This is a genomic window from Streptomyces sp. NPDC043870 (assembly GCF_056435785.1).
Genome location: NZ_JBWKDT010000010.1, coordinates 83,848 through 100,888, shown reverse-complemented (window position 1 = coordinate 100,888; position 17,041 = coordinate 83,848). Strand labels below are relative to the sequence as shown.

16 protein-coding genes are annotated in these 17,041 nt (G+C 70.1%); 8 read left to right on the top strand and 8 right to left on the bottom strand.

The annotated features are described in order from the left end of the window. Positions 1-195: 195 nt before the first annotated feature. Positions 196-1,635 carry a gamma-aminobutyraldehyde dehydrogenase gene (locus tag AC0699_RS15615; protein WP_478660112.1) on the bottom strand — a complete coding sequence of 480 codons (1,440 nt, stop codon included), beginning with the start codon at positions 1,633-1,635 and terminating at the stop codon, positions 196-198. Between the two features lie 192 nt (positions 1,636-1,827). On the opposite strand from AC0699_RS15615, the gene AC0699_RS15610 reads away from it, so the two are divergent. From AC0699_RS15610 to AC0699_RS15585, 6 genes are all read left to right on the top strand, one after another. Next, on the top strand, positions 1,828-2,319 hold the full coding sequence (locus AC0699_RS15610) for an Lrp/AsnC family transcriptional regulator (RefSeq protein WP_385412296.1): 492 nt from the start codon (positions 1,828-1,830) through the stop codon (positions 2,317-2,319). Continuing rightward, positions 2,304-3,692 (top strand): aspartate aminotransferase family protein, encoded by a 1,389-nt coding sequence (locus AC0699_RS15605; RefSeq protein ID WP_478660110.1) that lies wholly within the window; start codon positions 2,304-2,306, stop codon positions 3,690-3,692. The genes AC0699_RS15610 and AC0699_RS15605 overlap by 16 nt, the downstream gene beginning before the upstream one ends. A gap of 236 nt (positions 3,693-3,928) precedes the next feature. Then, on the top strand, positions 3,929-4,657 hold the full coding sequence (locus AC0699_RS15600) for an ABC transporter ATP-binding protein (protein WP_478660108.1): 729 nt from the start codon (positions 3,929-3,931) through the stop codon (positions 4,655-4,657). After that, positions 4,639-5,784, top strand: a complete 1,146-nt coding sequence (locus AC0699_RS15595) for a hypothetical protein (RefSeq protein ID WP_478660106.1) — start codon at positions 4,639-4,641, stop codon at positions 5,782-5,784. Before AC0699_RS15600 ends, AC0699_RS15595 begins: the two co-directional genes overlap by 19 nt. Positions 5,785-5,827: 43 nt before the next feature. After that, positions 5,828-6,979: an LOG family protein gene (locus tag AC0699_RS15590; RefSeq protein ID WP_478660104.1), complete on the top strand. Its 1,152-nt coding sequence runs from the start codon at positions 5,828-5,830 to the stop codon at positions 6,977-6,979. Positions 6,980-7,208: 229 nt separating this feature from the next. Further along, positions 7,209-8,141 carry a DMT family protein gene (locus AC0699_RS15585; protein WP_478660102.1) on the top strand — a complete coding sequence of 311 codons (933 nt, stop codon included), beginning with the start codon at positions 7,209-7,211 and terminating at the stop codon, positions 8,139-8,141. Between the two features lie 113 nt (positions 8,142-8,254). Here the strand turns inward: AC0699_RS15585 and AC0699_RS15580 are convergent, their stop codons facing one another. From AC0699_RS15580 to rlmN, 4 genes are all read right to left on the bottom strand, one after another. Then, positions 8,255-9,292: an ABC transporter ATP-binding protein gene (locus AC0699_RS15580; protein ID WP_478660100.1), complete on the bottom strand. Its 1,038-nt coding sequence runs from the start codon at positions 9,290-9,292 to the stop codon at positions 8,255-8,257. Beyond that, positions 9,292-10,908: an ABC transporter permease gene (locus tag AC0699_RS15575; protein WP_478660098.1), complete on the bottom strand. Its 1,617-nt coding sequence runs from the start codon at positions 10,906-10,908 to the stop codon at positions 9,292-9,294. The genes AC0699_RS15580 and AC0699_RS15575 overlap by 1 nt, the downstream gene beginning before the upstream one ends. Before the next feature lie 92 nt (positions 10,909-11,000). Next, positions 11,001-12,101 (bottom strand): thiamine ABC transporter substrate-binding protein, encoded by a 1,101-nt coding sequence (locus tag AC0699_RS15570; RefSeq protein ID WP_478660096.1) that lies wholly within the window; start codon positions 12,099-12,101, stop codon positions 11,001-11,003. A 309-nt stretch (positions 12,102-12,410) separates the two neighbouring features. Then, on the bottom strand, positions 12,411-13,517 hold the full coding sequence (rlmN, locus tag AC0699_RS15565; RefSeq protein ID WP_453659102.1) for a dual-specificity RNA methyltransferase RlmN: 1,107 nt from the start codon (positions 13,515-13,517) through the stop codon (positions 12,411-12,413). 130 nt (positions 13,518-13,647) lie between these two features. Here rlmN and AC0699_RS15560 point away from each other — a divergent pair, with 130 nt between their 5' ends. Next, positions 13,648-13,989, top strand: a complete 342-nt coding sequence (locus AC0699_RS15560; RefSeq protein ID WP_478660094.1) for a DUF6233 domain-containing protein — start codon at positions 13,648-13,650, stop codon at positions 13,987-13,989. A 26-nt stretch (positions 13,990-14,015) separates the two neighbouring features. Continuing rightward, entirely contained in the window at positions 14,016-14,228 is a 213-nt protein-coding gene (locus AC0699_RS15555; RefSeq protein WP_478660092.1) for a hypothetical protein, read from the top strand. A gap of 181 nt (positions 14,229-14,409) precedes the next feature. Here AC0699_RS15555 and AC0699_RS15550 read toward each other — a convergent pair whose 3' ends face one another. The 3 genes from AC0699_RS15550 to pyrH form a co-directional block, all read right to left on the bottom strand. Then, positions 14,410-15,516: a phosphatidate cytidylyltransferase gene (locus AC0699_RS15550; RefSeq protein WP_478660090.1), complete on the bottom strand. Its 1,107-nt coding sequence runs from the start codon at positions 15,514-15,516 to the stop codon at positions 14,410-14,412. Then, positions 15,516-16,073, bottom strand: coding sequence for a ribosome recycling factor (gene frr / locus AC0699_RS15545; protein ID WP_478660088.1), 558 nt, complete (start codon positions 16,071-16,073; stop codon positions 15,516-15,518). The genes AC0699_RS15550 and frr overlap by 1 nt, the downstream gene beginning before the upstream one ends. A gap of 154 nt (positions 16,074-16,227) precedes the next feature. Then, positions 16,228-17,010 (bottom strand): UMP kinase, encoded by a 783-nt coding sequence (pyrH, locus tag AC0699_RS15540; protein ID WP_478660086.1) that lies wholly within the window; start codon positions 17,008-17,010, stop codon positions 16,228-16,230. Positions 17,011-17,041 lie beyond the last annotated feature (31 nt).

Genomic DNA, 17,041 nt, shown 5'->3' with positions numbered 1-17,041 from the left:
CCCGAACGCCGGACGGGCCGGAGTTCCGGGGCAGGGCCCCGAAGCCGCCTACCGGCGTGTGCGGCGCGGGGTTCGGGAGCGGCACCGCCGGAACGGGCCCGGCACGGAGCCCGGTTCGGCAACGCCGAAGGGCGGGCCCCAGGGCCCGCCCTTCAACTTCCGCTTCAACTTCCGCTTCCGCTTCCGCCGGAGGCGTTACGCGTCCAGGGACGTCATCACGTGCTTGATGCGCGTGTAGTCGTCGAAGCCGTACCCCGAAAGGTCCTTGCCGTAGCCCGACTTCTTGAAGCCGCCGTGCGGCATCTCCGCCACCAGCGGGATGTGGGTGTTGATCCACACACAGCCGAAGTCCAGCGACTTGGACATCCGCATCGCGCGCGCGTGGTCCTTCGTCCACACCGAGGACGCCAGCGCGTACTCCACGCCGTTCGCCCACTCGAGCGCCTGCGCCTCGTCGCGGAACGACTGGACCGTGATGACCGGGCCGAAGACCTCGTTCTGGATGATCTCGTCGTCCTGCTTGAGACCGGACACGACCGTCGGGGCGTAGAAGTAGCCCTTGTCACCGACCCGGTGACCGCCCGCCTCCACCTTCGCGTGCGCCGGCAGCCGGTCGATGAAGCCGGAAACCTGCTTCAGCTGGTTGGCGTTGTTCAGCGGGCCGTACAGGACGTCCTCGTCGTCCGGCCGGCCGGTCTTCGTGTCCGCCGCGGCCTTCGCCAGCGCGCTCACGAACTCGTCGTGGATGGACTCGTGCACGAGCACCCGCGTCGCCGCCGTACAGTCCTGGCCGGCGTTGAAGAAGCCCGCGACCGAGATGTCCTCGACGGCCTTCGCGATGTCGGTGTCCTCGAAGACGACGACCGGCGCCTTGCCGCCCAGCTCCAGGTGGACGCGCTTGACGTCCTTGGCCGCCGACTCGGCGACCTGGATGCCGGCCCGTACCGAACCGGTGATGGACGCCATCGCCGGGGTCGGGTGCTCGACCATCGCGCGGCCCGTGTCACGGTCACCGCAGAGGACGTTGAAGACGCCCTTGGGCACGATGGCACCGATGATCTCAGCCATCAGCACCGTGGACGCCGGGGTGGTGTCCGAAGGCTTCAGGACGACCGTGTTGCCCGCCGCCAGCGCCGGCGCGAACTTCCACACCGCCATCATCATCGGGTAGTTCCACGGCGCGACCTGCGCGCAGACGCCGACCGGCTCACGGCGGATGATGGAAGTCATGCCCTCCATGTACTCGCCGGCCGAACGGCCTTCGAGCATCCGGGCCGCACCCGCGAAGAAGCGGATCTGGTCGATCATGGGCGGGATCTCTTCGGTCCGGGTGAGCTCCAGCGGCTTGCCGGTGTTCTCCGACTCGGCCGCGATCAGCTCCTCCGCACGCTCCTCGAAGGCGTCCGCGATCTTAAGCAGCACCTTCTGGCGCTCCGCGGGCGTGGTGTCCCGCCAGGCCGGGAAGGCCGCCGCGGCGGCGGCCATGGCGGCGTCGACGTCGGCCTGACCGGAGAGCGGCGAGGTCGCGTACACCTCTCCCGTGGCCGGATTGACCACCTCGATGGTCCGCCCGTCCGCGGCGTCCCGGAACTCTCCGTCGATGTAATTGCGCAGACGACGCAGTTCGGTGGTCACAACCACCCCTCCTGTCAGATGTCCGATGGGTGAGACACCCCACCCTACGTCGCCCAGGCTAGCCCGACGAGTGACGCTTTCGACAGGTCCGACGCTCCTCAACTTCGAAATCGGTGAGATTCCGATCCCAGAACAACGAATTTCATCGCGGATGGGTTGCGGGATCGACGAGTCCGGTGCAGAGTGATGCTCGTGGCCAGTCGAAGCACAGACTCCAGGACCGGGAGCGGGTCGTCCCCGACGATCGATGCCGTCTCCCTGGCGATCATCGAGCAGTTGCAGGAGGACGGGCGCCGACCGTACGCCGCGATAGGCAAGGCCGTAGGCCTCTCCGAAGCGGCGGTCCGGCAGCGCGTCCAGAAACTGCTCGACCAAGGCGTGATGCAGATCGTCGCCGTCACCGACCCGCTCACCGTGGGCCTGCGACGCCAGGCGATGGTCGGGATCAACGTCGAGGGCGACCTGGACCCGGTGGCCGACGCGCTGACCGCCATGCCCGAGTGCGAGTACGTCGTCATGACGGCGGGCTCGTTCGACCTGATGGTGGAGATCGTCTGCGAGGACGACGACCACCTGCTTGAAGTGATCAACCGGCGCATCCGCACCCTTCCCGGCGTGCGCTCCACCGAGAGCTTCGTCTACCTCAAGCTCAAGAAGCAGACCTACATGTGGGGAACCCGATAGCCGTGAGTCAGGACCACAGCGACCTCTCAAAGTCCGCCTACGACCACCTGTGGATGCACTTCACCCGCATGTCGTCGTACGAGAACTCGCCCGTTCCCACCATCGTGCGTGGTGAGGGCACCTACATCTACGACGACAAGGGCAAGCGCTACCTCGACGGCCTCGCCGGCCTGTTCGTGGTCCAGGCGGGCCACGGCCGCAAGGAGCTGGCCGAGGTCGCCTCCAAGCAGGCGCAGGAGCTCGCGTTCTTCCCCGTATGGTCGTACGCCCACCCGAAGGCCGTCGAGCTGGCGGAGCGGCTCGCCAACGAAGCCCCTGGCGACCTGAACAAGGTCTTCTTCACCACCGGTGGCGGCGAGGCGGTCGAGACCGCCTGGAAGCTCGCCAAGCAGTACTTCAAGCTCGTGGGCAAGCCGACCAAGTACAAGGTCATCTCTCGTGCGGTCGCCTACCACGGCACCCCGCAGGGCGCCCTGTCCATCACCGGCCTGCCGGGCCTGAAGGCCCCGTTCGAGCCGCTGGTGCCCGGTGCGCACAAGGTGCCGAACACCAACATCTACCGCGCCCCGCTGCACGGCGACGACCCGGAGGCCTTCGGCCGCTGGGCCGCCGACCAGATCGAGCAGCAGATCCTCTTCGAGGGCCCCGACACCGTCGCCGCGGTCTTCCTGGAGCCCGTGCAGAACGCCGGCGGCTGCTTCCCGCCGCCGCCCGGGTACTTCCAGCGGGTCCGCGAGATCTGCGACCAGTACGACGTACTGCTCGTCTCCGACGAGGTCATCTGCGCCTTCGGCCGGCTCGGCACGACCTTCGCCTGCGACAAGTTCGGCTACGTGCCGGACATGATCACCTGCGCCAAGGGCATGACCTCGGGCTACTCCCCGATCGGCGCCTGCATCGTCTCCGACCGGCTCGCCGAGCCGTTCTACAAGGGCGACAACACCTTCCTGCACGGCTACACGTTCGGTGGCCACCCGGTCTCCGCGGCCGTCGGTCTCGCCAACCTCGACCTGTTCGAGCGCGAGAAGATCAACCAGCATGTGCTCGACAACGAGGGCGCGTTCCTGAGCACCCTTCAGAAGCTGCACGACCTGCCGATCGTCGGCGACGTCCGCGGCAACGGCTTCTTCTACGGCATCGAACTGGTGAAGGACAAGAACACCAAGGAGTCCTTCAACGAGGAGGAGACCGAGCGCGTCCTGTACGGCTTTCTCTCCAAGGCGCTGTTCGACGCCGGTCTGTACTGCCGTGCCGACGACCGTGGCGACCCGGTCGTCCAGCTGGCCCCGCCGCTGATCTCCGACCAGTCGACGTTCGACGAGATCGAGCAGATCCTGCGGTCGGTCCTCACGGAGGCCTGGGCGAAGCTCTAGGTCCTGTCCGGCCGGCGGACCGGACTCGGAGCTGTCGGATCAAGCTCCGAGCCATGAGGATCATCGGCTGTTCGCGGCCCGGATGCACCCCTTCGAGTGAGAAGGAGAGCGTCCGGGCCGCGTGCTGTCCGCACACCCGGTTCCGAGTCCTTACGGTGCCCTGTGACCGTTCGGCCCTGCCTTCGTTCCCCCGCAAGGGGGAACGGGAAGAACTGATCAGAACCGAGGTGTACGCCATGGTGGCCCCGCCGGACAACGACGTGCTCTGGGCACGCTCCCTGCACCACTCCCTGGGCGGCTCGCCCGCACTCAACGGAGTCTCCCTCGGCGTGTCCGAGGGCGAGATCCTCGCCGTGAACGGCCCGCGCGGCTGCGGAAAGACCACCCTGCTGCGCTGCCTGTCGGGTCAGCTCGTACCGCGGCAGGGCGAGGTGTGGTTCAACAGCAGCCCCGTCCACACCATGGGAGCGGTGGCCCGCGAGCGGCTGCGGCGTGACCGCTTCGGCTGGATCGGCCCCGAACCCCAGCTGCTCCCCGAGCTCACGGCGTGGGAGAACGCCGCCCTGCCGCTGCTGCTGCGCGGCTGCTCGCACCGCAAGGCCAAGACCGCCGCCATGGAGTGGCTGGAGCGGCTCGACATCGGCACCTCCGCGCGCAAACGCCCCCGCGCGCTGCTCCAGGCCCAGCGGCAGCGGATCGCCCTCGCCCGCGCACTCGTCACCTCGCCCGCCGTGATCTTCGCCGACGAGCCGACCGCGGCGCTGCACAGCGCAGACCGGGCCCAGGTGCTGCGTACGCTCACCACCGCGGCCCGCTCGCACCGCATCACGCTCGTCCTCGCCACCCACGACAGGGACGTCGCGACGCTCGCCGACCGCTCGGTGGCGCTGGCCGACGGGCGGCGCGTCAGCTCCGTCCACGACGCCGAGGCGGAAGGCCGGGCCGCGTGCTCGCTCTCCGTCTAGCCCGCGGCACCCACCCCCTGGTCCTGCTGCGCCGGCTGATGGTCGCCGCGGCGTCCGCGGGCGTCGGCTTCCTGCTGCTGTGCACGCTGTCCTACGCGGTCTCGGGCCCGAAGCCGTCCGAACCGCCCCTGCTCCGGCTGGCCTGGTGTCTCGTCCCGCTCGCCGCGACCGTGCATCTCGCGGTCGCCGTGGCCCGTACGGACCCCGGCGCACGGCCCCGGCAGGGGCTGGACGCGGTCGGGCTCGGACCGGTGGGGCTCACCGCGCTGGCCGCCGTCTCGACGGCGGTGTCCTGCACCCTCGGCAGCGCGGTGGCACTGCTGCTCTTCCTCCATCTGCGGGGGGACCTGACGGGGCTGCCGTTCGACGGCGACGCCGCCGAACTGCTCGCCGCCGGACAGCCGTTGCCGCTGGCCGCCGCGCTCACCCTCCTCGCGCTCGTACCGGTGGCGGGGGCGGGAGCGGCGGCCCTCGCGCTGCGTCCGCGCCGTACGAAGCCGGGCGAGGGCTCCGAGGACGAGCGCTCCGGGCGCCCCGCCGGGGCCACGCCCGGCGGACTGCCCTGGGGTGTCGCACTCGCCGCCGCGGGCGTCGCGGTCGAGACGTACGCACGCCAGGGCATGCCGCCCGGCGGCGCGAACCCGCCGGCCGGGATGCTCGGGGGCTGGGCCCTCACCGCGCTGGGTCTCGCCATGGCCGGCCCGGGCATCGTCCATCTGTGCGGACGGGTACTGCAGTCGGTACGTCCCGGGGCCGTCCGGCTCCTCGCCGGGCGCGCGCTGATGGACGACGCGAGCAGGATCGGCCGTCCGCTCGGCGTCGTCTGCGCGGTGGCGTCCGCGACGGTCGCGGCCTCGGCACTCGCCGGGCACCGTCCTCAGCCGTTCGGCGAGCTGACCGGACTCGGGGCGGCGCTCGTCGTGGCCTGTACGACGGCGACGCTGCTCACCTCCGCGCTGGAGGTCAAGCACGCCCGCGCGGCCGACCGGGCCGGCCTCGTCGGTCTGGGCGCCCCCGCCGCCTTCCTCCGCGCCTGCGTGGTGCTCCGGTCGGTGGTCCTGCTCGCGGTCTTCGCCCCGCTCACCCTGGTGGTGGCGGAACTGGCCGCGATGCCGCTGCGGTACTGACCCCGGCACCGGGGCGAAAACGCCGGGGCATATCGTGTGGCGCATGGTGCAGGGAGACAGGCCGAGGCTGGGGTCGTCCTACGACGACGACCGCGAGATCGAGACGATCGAGGAGTTCGACCAGGTCGTCGCGCGGCGCGGCAGCCTCGCGGGACACCGTGTCCAGGCCGTCGACCTGACCGCGCGCACCTTCGCGCTGCTCGCCGCGGACACCACCGGCACGATGTTCCTCGGCTGCCGTATGGAGCCCGACGCCGAAGCCAAGGTCCGCGCGGACGGAGCGCTGGTCTTCCCGCCCATACCGGATCTGCCGTTCGATCCGTACCGCGGACTCCTGTACTCGCCCGACGAGTTGTTCGAGGGTCTCGCCGAGGGGGGCTACGAGATCACCCGGGACGCGCTCACGTACGAGTGGTTCCAGGAGACCAAGGCCGACCGCGACATCTACGCCTCGATGCTCCGGTCCCTTCACGACGACGCCGTTTCGGACGCCCTGGACGAACTCCTCAACGGGGTACGCGTGGTCGGCGTGATGGGCGGCCACGCGATGAGCCGCGGCACGGACGCGTACGCCGGCGCCGCCCGGCTCGGCCGCGAACTGGCCCGTACCGGGCTGATCGTCGCCACGGGCGGCGGGCCTGGCGCCATGGAGGCGGCGAACCTCGGCGCGTACGCCGCGCCGCACGCCGACGAAATGCTCGACGAGGCTCTCGAACTCCTCGCCAAGGCCCCGTCGTTCACCCCGTCGGTCACCGACTGGGCCTCCGTGGCCTTCGAGGTCCGTTCGCGCTGGCCGCGCGGCGGCGACTCGGTCGGCATCCCGACCTGGTTCTACGGCCATGAGCCGCCGAACCCCTTCGCCGGCCACATCGCCAAGTACTTCGCCAACGCCACCCGCGAGGACGGTCTCCTCGCTCGCTGCAACGCGGGCGTCGTCTTCCTCCCCGGCGCGGCCGGCACGGTCCAGGAGATCTTCGACAACACGACTCCGAACTACTACGAGTCCCGTGGCGAACCCACCCCCATGGTCCTGGTGAACCAGTCCCACTGGACGGAGAAGCTCCCGGCCTGGCCGCTTCTGCAGTCGCTGGCCGCGGACCGGTCCATGGAGTCCCGGATCGCCCTGGTGGAGTCGGTGGACGAGGTGCCGGAGGCGCTGGCGCGCCTGACGGAGGCCGCACCGCCGGCTGTCTGAGCGGCCGCCGTCCGCGAGTCGTCCGCGAGGTCGTCCGCGAGGACATCCGCGATCCGCGAGGTCATCCACGTGGTCGTCCGCGATCCGCGAGGTCATCCACGTGGTCGTCCGAGAGGTTGTCCGCAAGATCGTCTGCGAGGGAAAAGCAACTTCCGCACCGAAACTCACGTCTGGCAGTCGGAACGAACGGGACCGACCCACACCGACCCATACGTGAACGGAGCTCTCGGTGCTCATAGGACTGCTGACCGCGGTGGCGGCGTCGATCTGTTACGGCACGGGCTCGGTCCTGCAGGCCGTGGGATCGCGCAAGTCCGCCCGCCGGGAGGCCATCGCCGGTGTCACACAGCACGGCGGGCCGAGTCTTTCCTCGACCGCCAAGGCGGCGATGACCTGGGAATTCATCGTCGGCACGATCCTCGACTTCGTCGGGTTCGGGCTGGGCGCGCTGGCGGCGCGGCTGCTGCCGCTGTTCCTGTCGCAGACCGTGATCAGCGCCAACCTGGTGATCACGGCAGTGCTGAGCGTCAAGCTGCTCGGGATCCGGCTCAACCGCGCCGAGTGGACGTCGATCGCCGTGGTCTGCTCCGCCCTGGTGCTGCTGGCGACGGCGGCGGGTCCCGAGGGCAGCGGGCACACGCCGATCGCCACGCACTGGTGGCTGCTGGCGATTTCGCTGCTGCTGATGGTGGGCGGCACCGTCGTCGTACGCCTCCTGGGGGCGCGCGCGGCGATCCTGGCCGGTCTGCTGTCCGGGCTCGGGTTCGGCGAGCTGGGGGTCGGGGTGCGCGTACTGAACGGCATCGATCCGTTCGATCCGGGCGCCCTGCTGTCCGACCCGGCGCTCTACGCGATCCTCGTCGCCGGTATCGGCGGGATGTATCTGCACACGGTCGCCCTGCAGATCGGCTCGGTCAACGGCGCCACGGCGGCGCTGGTGGTCGGCGAGACCGTGCTGCCGGGCATGATCGGTGTGCTGTGGCTGGGGGACGCCTCGCGTCCCGGGTTCGCGTGGGCGGCGATCGTCGGGTTCGTGCTCGCCGTGTCGGGCGCGGTGGCGGTGGCGTGGTTCGGCGAACCGGAGGGCCACGGCGCCGATGCGGTCCCGGAGCCTGCGGAGCCCCGGCGCTCGGAGCAACTCTCGAACCTGTCCGGCGTGTGAGACGGACGGACACCCCGGCTGACCCAGCAGCGGCGGCGGCCCGTCGAGCCCGTCCGGGGATCCCCCCCCACGCCGCAGGGCGTAGGGGGAGTTCGAGGACGGGACGCACGGGGTTACTCGGCGGCACCGTCGACCGGCTCGAGGACCACCACGTCCTCCGCGGCGAAGGCGACACCGACCGCCGCGCCCACCTCGGGCGCGTCCTTCAGGCCGCACTCCGCCTCCAGGGGCGGGCCATCGGAGGGCCGCAGCCGTACCGCCACGTGGTGCCCCCGGAAGGTGAGCGACTCGACCACGCAGGGCAGCCCGTCGTCCGCCGCTCCGAGCCGTACCGCGGCGGGACGGACCAGCAGCCGGCAGGCACCCTGCGCGGAGCCGGCGGGGACGGGGATCCTGCCCCACACCGTGTCGGCGGCCTCGCCGGCCACCGTCGCGGGCACCACGTTGTCGAAGCCGAGGAAGCGGGCGACGAACTCGGAGGCGGGTCGCTGCCACACCTCGCGCGGTGTGCCGCTCTGGGCGATGCGCCCGTCCCGCATGACGACGACCCGGTCGGCGAGCGCGAAGGCCTCGCCCTGGTCATGGGTGACGGCGAGCACGGTCGTACCCAGCTGGCCGAAGAGCCCGCGGAGTTCGACGACGAGCCGTTCCCGGAGGGTACGGTCGAGCTGGCCGAGCGGCTCGTCGAGCATCAGCAGCCTGGGCCGTGGCGCGAGTGCCCGGGCGAGGGCGACGCGCTGCTGCTCACCGCCGGACAGTGCGGCGACGGCACGTTCTCCGGCGCCCGGGAGCCCGACGAGTTCGAGCAACTCCGCCACGCGGCGCCGTTGTTCGTCCCTGGACACGCCGTGCATGCGCAGGCCGAACGCGACATTGCCGCCGACGTCGCGCTGCGGGAAGAGCTGATGGTCCTGGAACATCAGGCCGACTCCGCGCCGGTGCACCGGCACCCCGGCCTGGTCGGAGCCGCCGAGCAGGATGCGGCCGCCGTCCAGGGGCTGCAGTCCGGCGACGGCCCGCAGCAGGGTGGACTTGCCGCTGCCGCTGGGTCCCAGGACGCACACGATCTCGCGGTCGGCGACCTCCAGGTCCACCGCGTCGAGCACGGCCCGCCGCCCGAACCGTACGGTCGCCTCCTCGAGTGCCAGCATCAGAACTCCTCCGGGGAACGGTCGGGACGGAGCCGGTCGAGCAGCAGCAGCGCCGCCGCGCAGACCAGCATGAGGATGGTCGAAAGAGCCATCGCCTGCCCGTAGTTGAGTTCGCCCGGCCGGCCGAGGAGCCGGGCCACGGCGACCGGCAGCGTCGGGTTGTCGGGCCGGGCGATGAAGACCGTCGCGCCGAACTCGCCGAGCGAGACGGCGAAGGCGAAGCCCGCGGCGACGAGCAGAGCCCGGCGCACCATCGGCAGATCGACCTCGCGCCAGGCTCGCAGCGGCGAGGCGCCGAGGACGGCCGCCGCTTCACGCAGCCGCACGTCGACGGCCCGCAGCACCGGCAGCATGGTCCGCACCACGAACGGCACGCCCACCAGGGCCTGGGCCAGCGGTACCAGGATCCAGGTGGTGCGCAGGTCGAGCGGTGGCTCGTCGAGGGTGATCAGGAAGCCGAAGCCGACGGTGACGGCGGAGACCCCGAGGGGCAGCATCAGCAGCGCGTCGAAGCCCCGGACCAGCCGGCCCGCCTTCCGGGTGAGTGCCGCGGCCGCGAGACCGCCGATCAGCAGGGCGATGGCGGTGGCGGCGAGCGCGTACTGGAGGGAGTTCCACACGGCCTCCAGCGGCGGTACGAGGAAGGTGCCGCCGCTCGCCTCCGTGGACCGTAGTACCTGGTAGAAGTCGAAGCCGTGCCCGCCGGGCCCGTCGAACGAGCGCTCGATCAGCACGCCGAGCGGCGCGAGGATCAGCAGAGCGACCGTCATCAGGACTCCGGCGAGCAGCGCCCACTGACCGGCGCCGCGCGGCCGGTGCGCCGTGCGTGCCGGATCGACGAGCCGCAGCGCCGTCTCCCGCCGCCGTACCGTCCAGGCGTGCACGGCGAGGATCGCGCCGACCGCCGCGAACTGCACCAGGGTCAGCACGGCGGCCGTCGACAGGTCCAGGACCTGCGCCGTCTGCCGGTAGATCTCCACTTCCAGCGTGGCGTACGCCGGTCCGCCGAGGATCTGTACGACACCGAAGGAGGTGAAGGTGAAGAGGAAGACCATCAGCGCCGCGGCGGCCACGGCCGGGGTCAGCGCGGGGAGGGTGACGCGCCGCCAGGCCGCGAGGCGGCTTGCTCCGAGGACCCGTGCCGCCTCCTCCTGGCGCGGGTCGAGCTGTGACCACAGACCGCCCACGGTCCGTACGACGACGGCGTAGTTGAAGAAGACATGGGCGAGGAGGATCGCCCAGACGGTCGTGTCGAGGCGCACGCCCCACCGTTCGTCGAGCAGCCCGCCGCGGCCGAGCAGGGCCAGGAACGCGGTGCCGACGACGACGGTCGGCAGGACGAACGGCACGGTGACGATCGCGCGGAGCAGCTGCTTCCCGGGAAAGTCGAAGCGGGCGAAGACATACGCGCCGGGGATCGCGATCAGCAGCGTGAGCCCGGTGGAGGCGAGCGCCTGCCACGCGGTGAACCAGAGGACTTCCAGAATGTCCGGCCGGCCGAGCACATCGCCGATACGGCCGAACTGCCAGACGCCCTGCGCCTGGAGCCCGCGGCCGACGATCGCGGTCACGGGGTAGGCGAAGAAGACGGCGAAGAACGCGACGGGCACGGCCATCAGAGCGAGCCGCGTCGCGTTCCCGCGCAGTGACGCACTCCCGCGCGGGGATGCGTTCCCGCGCGGGGGTACCTTCCCGCTCGGTGGTTCGCCTACTTCAGGACGAGCGAGGACCACGACTGGATCCACTGGTCACGGTTGTCGGCGATCTTCTCCGGCGCCATGGTCTGCGGCTTGGCGATCACCTCACCGAACTCGGTGAACAGCGGCGGCAGCTTGGCGTCGTCGGTCACCGGGTTCACGAACATGTTGAGCGGCATGTCCTCCTGGAACTTCTTGCTGATGAGGAAGTCCAGCAGGGCCTTGCCCCCGGCCTCGTTCTTCGCGCCCTTGAGAAGGCCGGCGGCCTCGGTCTGGCGGAAGCAGGTGCCGGTGGAGACTCCGGTCGGCGCCTCCTTGGGCTGCGGCTTGGCGAAGAGCACCTCGACCGGCGGGCTGGAGGCGTACGAGACGACGAGCGGCCGGTCACCCTTGGCCGCCTTGCCGCCGGCGGAGCCGGAGAACTCCTGGTTGTAGGCGAGTTCCCAGCTGTCGACGACCTTCACGCCGTTCGCCTTCAGCTTCTTCCAGTAGTCCTGCCAGCCCTGGTCCCCGTACACGGCGGCGGTGCCGAGGAGGAAGCCGAGACCGGGCGAGGAGCGCTCGGCGTTCTCGACGACGAGGAGGTTCTTGTAGGCGGGCTTCGCCAGGTCGTCGAGGGTCTGCGGCGGCGCGAGCTTCTTGTCGGCGAAGTACTTCTTGTCGTAGTTGACGCAGATGTCGCCGGTGTCGATGGGAGTGACCCGGTGCTCGTCCCTGTCGAGCTGCACGGCCTCGGGGATCCGGTCCAGGCCCTTGGCCTCGTACGGCGTGAAGAGGTCGTTGTCGAGTGCCCGGGACAGCGTGGTGTTGTCGACGCCGAAGAACACGTCGCCCTGCGGAGAGCCCTTGGTGAGGATCTCCTTGTTGAGCGCCTCGACGGCGTCACCGCTCTTCAGCACCTTGACCGTGTAGCCGGTCTGCCGGGTGAACTCCTTGAGCACCGCGGGAGAAGCGGTGAAGGAGTCGTGGCTGACGAGCGTCACGGTCTTGGAGCCGCTGCGGGATCCCGGGCCGGCGGACGTGTCCTCGGACTCCCCTCCGCAGGCCGCGAGCGTGCTGACGCCCAGGGCCGCGGCCAGCGCGATGACCGTGGCCTTCTTGGTGGTGCTCACTGAGATTCCTCCTGGGTTTGACCAGGAAGAGACGCGGCCCTGCCCGGTCCTCTGATCCCTGGATCAGGAGCCGGGCAGGGCGCAACAGCTTGAGTCTCGTCCGAACTTCCTACCCGGAATGACCCGGGCGAGGTTCAGAGGGTCTGCGGTCTGACGGACACCGCACTCTCAGCGCTGTGGCGCTCCCCTGTCGGAATATGCAAATGTTCGAGCCCAGATTACATGGGCCCATTTCACGGGCCCTTCCGGATACCTGGGCGGTTCCGGCGACCTGGGGCCGTTCCGGATACGGCCCCTTCCGGACAGGCCTTAGCGCTCGGAGGCGGCGAGCTGCCCGCACGCCCCGTCGATCTCCTGGCCCCGGGTGTCACGGACGGTCACGGGCACCCCATGGGCGGCGATCGCCTCGACGAACGCCTTCTCGTCCTCGGGGCGGGAGGCCGTCCACTTCGACCCCGGCGTCGGGTTGAGCGGGATGAGATTGACATGCACCCGCTTGCCCTTGAGCAGCCTGCCGAGCAGGTCACCACGCCACGCCTGGTCGTTGATGTCACGGATCAGGGCGTACTCGATGGAGATGCGGCGACCGGACTTCTCCGCGTACTCCCAGGCGGCGTCCAGCACCTCCCGCACCTTCCAGCGCGTGTTGACCGGGACGAGGGTGTCGCGCAGCTCGTCGTCCGGCGCGTGCAGCGAGACGGCGAGTCGGCATTTGAAGCCCTCGTCGGCGAACCGCTGCATCGCCGGGACCAGGCCGACGGTGGAGACGGTGATCCCGCGCTGCGAGATGCCGAGGCCGTCCGGCTCGGGGTCGGTGAGGCGGCGGATGGCTCCGACGACCCGCTTGTAGTTGGCGAGCGGCTCGCCCATACCCATGAACACGATGTTGCTGAGGCGGGCCGGTCCTCCGGGCACCTCTCCGTCGCGCAGGGCCCGCATACCGTCGACGATCTGGTGCACGATCTCCGCGGTGGACAGATTGCGGTCGAGCCCGGCCTGGCCGGTGGCGCAGAACGGGCAGTTCATACCGCACCCGGCCTGCGAGGAGATGCACATCGTGACCCGGTCCGGGTAGCGCATCAGGACCGACTCGACGAGCGTCCCGTCATGCAGCCGCCACAGCGTCTTACGCGTCGTGTCGTCGTCACAGGAGATGTGCCGGACGACGGACATCAGATCGGGCAGCAGCTCCGAGGCGAGCCGCTCGCGCGCGGCGGCGGGGATGTCGGTCCACTGGGCGGGGTCGTGGGCGTACCTCGCAAAGTAGTGCTGCGACAGCTGCTTGGCGCGGAACGGCTTCTCGCCGATCGCGGCGACGGCTTCCTTGCGCTCGGCGGGTGTGAGGTCGGCGAGGTGCCGCGGGGGCTTCTTGGCTCCGCGCGGGGCGACGAAAGTGAGTTCTCCGGGCTTGGGCATGGTTCATCCAGTGTCGCAGACGGAATCCGGTGACCCGCTGCCGTTGATGTCAGGGGTGGGCATCACTGGTCCTCCCCCGTTCCGGCAGGGCGCTGTCTCCAGGACCCACCCTGGATCTAGAATCGAACTTGTGTCCGAGAAAGTGTCCCGCCTGGAGCGCCTGCGCAATGTCCGCGAGTGGCTGGTCTGGCAGCTGCGCCGCACTGACGAGACCATCGCGGATCTGGAGCGGCAGGAAGTAGCCGCTGCACGCGCGGCGCGGACGCTGCCGCCGCCTCAACCCGGGTGGAAACTCGCGAGGCGACGGTCAGGCGGCAAGCCCACCCCCGACGCCGTCCACACGAGCCACTGCGGCATGGCCGGAAACCACACGAAGCCACTGGCACGCGAGCAGGCCCTCCGCGCAATCACTGAGGACGGCATCGCAGCCTGCCCGTACTGCCGGCCCGACACCGACCTCGGTGTGCTGTGAACCGCGAACCGGCGCAGCCTGGAGCCATGGGCACCGCACCGATCGTCGTGCATCGCGCAGCGGGCACCGGCGGCCGCCGGGTGGAGATCCGCACCCAGGTCGCAGGCCTGGCCCGCAGCGACGCCGACCTGGTCGAGTTCCTGCGACGCGCAGGCCTGCCGGACGCCTGGGAGTTGCTGGACGATCCGCACTGGGTGGAATGGCAGGGCGGGCGATCGCACGAGTACGACGTGGGCTGATCGCGCCGCGGGACGTTCTTCCTGGGAGAAAGCCCGCCCGAAGCAGATCGCAGAGATGTCGCAGAGACAGAGATGTCGCAGAGATACGGAGAGGGGCTCGCGTCCTGTGGACAGCGAGCCCCTCGACCAGGAAAGCCCAGATCAGCCGGGTCCCGCATGGCCCAGCACGCAGGACGGCTCGTCAGCCGGTCCCGACGAACACGACGAACAGCAACCAGACCACCGGCGCGGTCGGCAGCAGCGAATCCAGCCGGTCCATGATGCCGCCGTGGCCCGGCAGCAGCGTGCCCATGTCCTTGATGCCGAGGTCCCGCTTGATCATCGACTCGCCCAGGTCACCCAGGGTGGCACTGGCCGCGACCGCGAGGCCGAGCAGCAGGCCCTGCCACCAGGTGCCGCCGTCGATGAGGAGCGGCATGCAGACCGCGCCCGCCGCCATGCCGAACGACACCGCTCCGATCAGGCCCTCACGGGTCTTCCCGGGACTGATGCGCGGCGCGAGCTTGTGCTTGCCGAAGCGCCAGCCGATCGCGTAGGCGCCGGTGTCGCTGACCACGGTCAGCAGCAGGAAGGTGAAGACCCGCTGCGGCCCGTCGCCGGCGGTGAGCATCATCGCGACGAACGTGGCGAGGAACGGCACGTAGAACGCGGCGAAAACACCCGCCGTGACGTCCTTGAGATAGCCCTCGGGAGGTTCGGTCATCCGCCAGACCAGTACGGCCAGTGCGGTGAGCGCCATGGCGACCCACGCACCCTCCGCGCCCCGCACATAGCCGGCCACGACCATCGCCGCTCCGCCCACCGCGAGCGGCACCAGAGGCGCCTTGATCCCCTTGCGCTCCTGGAGGCGGGAGGTGAGCTCCCACAGGCCGACGACGACGGCGACGGCGATCACCCCGACGAACACGGCCTTGACGATGAACAGCGACGCGATGATCACCGCGCCGAGCCCCACGCCGACCCCTATGGCAGCACGCAGATCGCGGCCGGCGCGCTTCTTCGGCGGCGGCTGCGAGGGCTGGGGAGCCGCAGGCGGCGGAGGGGTGGACATGGGCTCCTGCGGCATCTCGTCGCGGAACAGGGGGCCACTCGGCCGAGCAGCCCCCCGGTCCCGGTCATCGCGGTCTTCTGCGTCTCTACCTGCGTCGGGATCGCCGGGCACGATGGGCATGGGCCGAGTCTGCTGGGCGACATGCTCATCGTAAGCGGGACCCGCCGGGGCAGCCCCCTGGTCGGGCGGGCCCCAGTAGCCGGCGCGCGTCGGGGCCCCCCAGGAAGAGTCGTTCATCAGACCTCGAGCAGCTCGGCTTCCTTGTGCTTCAGCAGCTCGTCCACCTGCGCCACGTACTTCGCGGTGGTGTCGTCGAGCTCCTTCTCCGCACGGCGGCCCTCGTCCTCGCCGACCTCGCCGTCCTTGATCAGCTTGTCGATGGCTTCCTTGGCCTTGCGGCGCACGGAGCGGATCGAGATCTTGGCGTCCTCGGCCTTGCCCTTGGCGACCTTGATGTACTCCTTGCGACGCTCCTCGGTCAGCTCGGGGAACACCACCCGGATGATGTTGCCGTCGTTGCTCGGGTTGACGCCCAGGTCCGAGTCCCGGATCGCCTGCTCAATGTTGCGCAGCGCGCTCTTGTCGAACGGGGTCACCACGGCCATCCGCGGCTCGGGCACCGAGAACGAGGCCAGCTGGTTGATCGGCGTCAGCGCACCGTAGTAGTCGGCCACGATCTTGTTGAACATCGCCGGGTGCGCACGCCCGGTGCGGATCGCGGCGAAGTCCTCCTTGGCGACCACGACGGCCTTCTCCATCTTCTCCTCGGCCTCGAGGAGGGTCTCTTCGATCACCACTTGCTCCTGCGTGTCTTGAGTAGGCCCGGCGTGTACGCGTGACTTGTCCGCGTTACGAGTACGGCCGGCGAAACTTGGCGGCGCGTCTTCCCCTGCACGGTGTCCGACCGGCAGGGCTTTGTCCATCCCCTCACGGGGCGGTGCCCCCGGGTCAGCCCCGGGTGCCCTGGTCGCTCACGAGCGTGCCGATCTTCTCACCCCGGACCGCCCGCGCGATATTGCCCGGGGCAAGCAGTTCGAAGACGAGGATGGGCAGATCGTTGTCGCGGCAGAGGGTGATGGCGGTGGCGTCGGCGACCTTGAGGTTGCGGGTGAGCACCTCGCCGTACTCCAGCGCATCGAACTTCACGGCGTCCGGATTGGCCTTCGGGTCGGAGTCGTAGACCCCGTCGACACCGTTCTTGCCCATGAGCAGGGCCTCGGCGTCGATCTCCAGGGCGCGCTGGGCCGCGGTGGTGTCGGTGGAGAAGTAGGGCATGCCCATACCGGCACCGAAGATGACGACGCGGCCCTTCTCCAGATGGCGCACGGCACGCAGCGGAATGTACGGCTCCGCGACCTGGCCCATGGTGATGGCGGTCTGGACGCGGGAGTCGATGCCTTCCTTCTCCAGGAAGTCCTGGAGCGCGAGGCAGTTCATGACCGTGCCGAGCATGCCCATGTAGTCGGAGCGTGCCCGGTCCATGCCGCGCACCTGGAGCTCGGCGCCGCGGAAGAAGTTGCCACCGCCGATGACGATCGCGATCTCTGCGCCGTCACGGACGACCGCGGCGATCTCCCGTGCGATGGCGTGTACGACGTCGGGGTCGACGCCCAAGCCGGTGCCGCCGGAGAACGCTTCTCCGGACAGCTTCAGCATGAAGCGGCCGGCCTTCTTGCCGGTGTGGTCGCTATTGTCGTCGGCGCCCAGATTGGCGTCCGCGCCCTTGTTCATGGAGATCTCCTCGTGCACATACGAAGAAGGC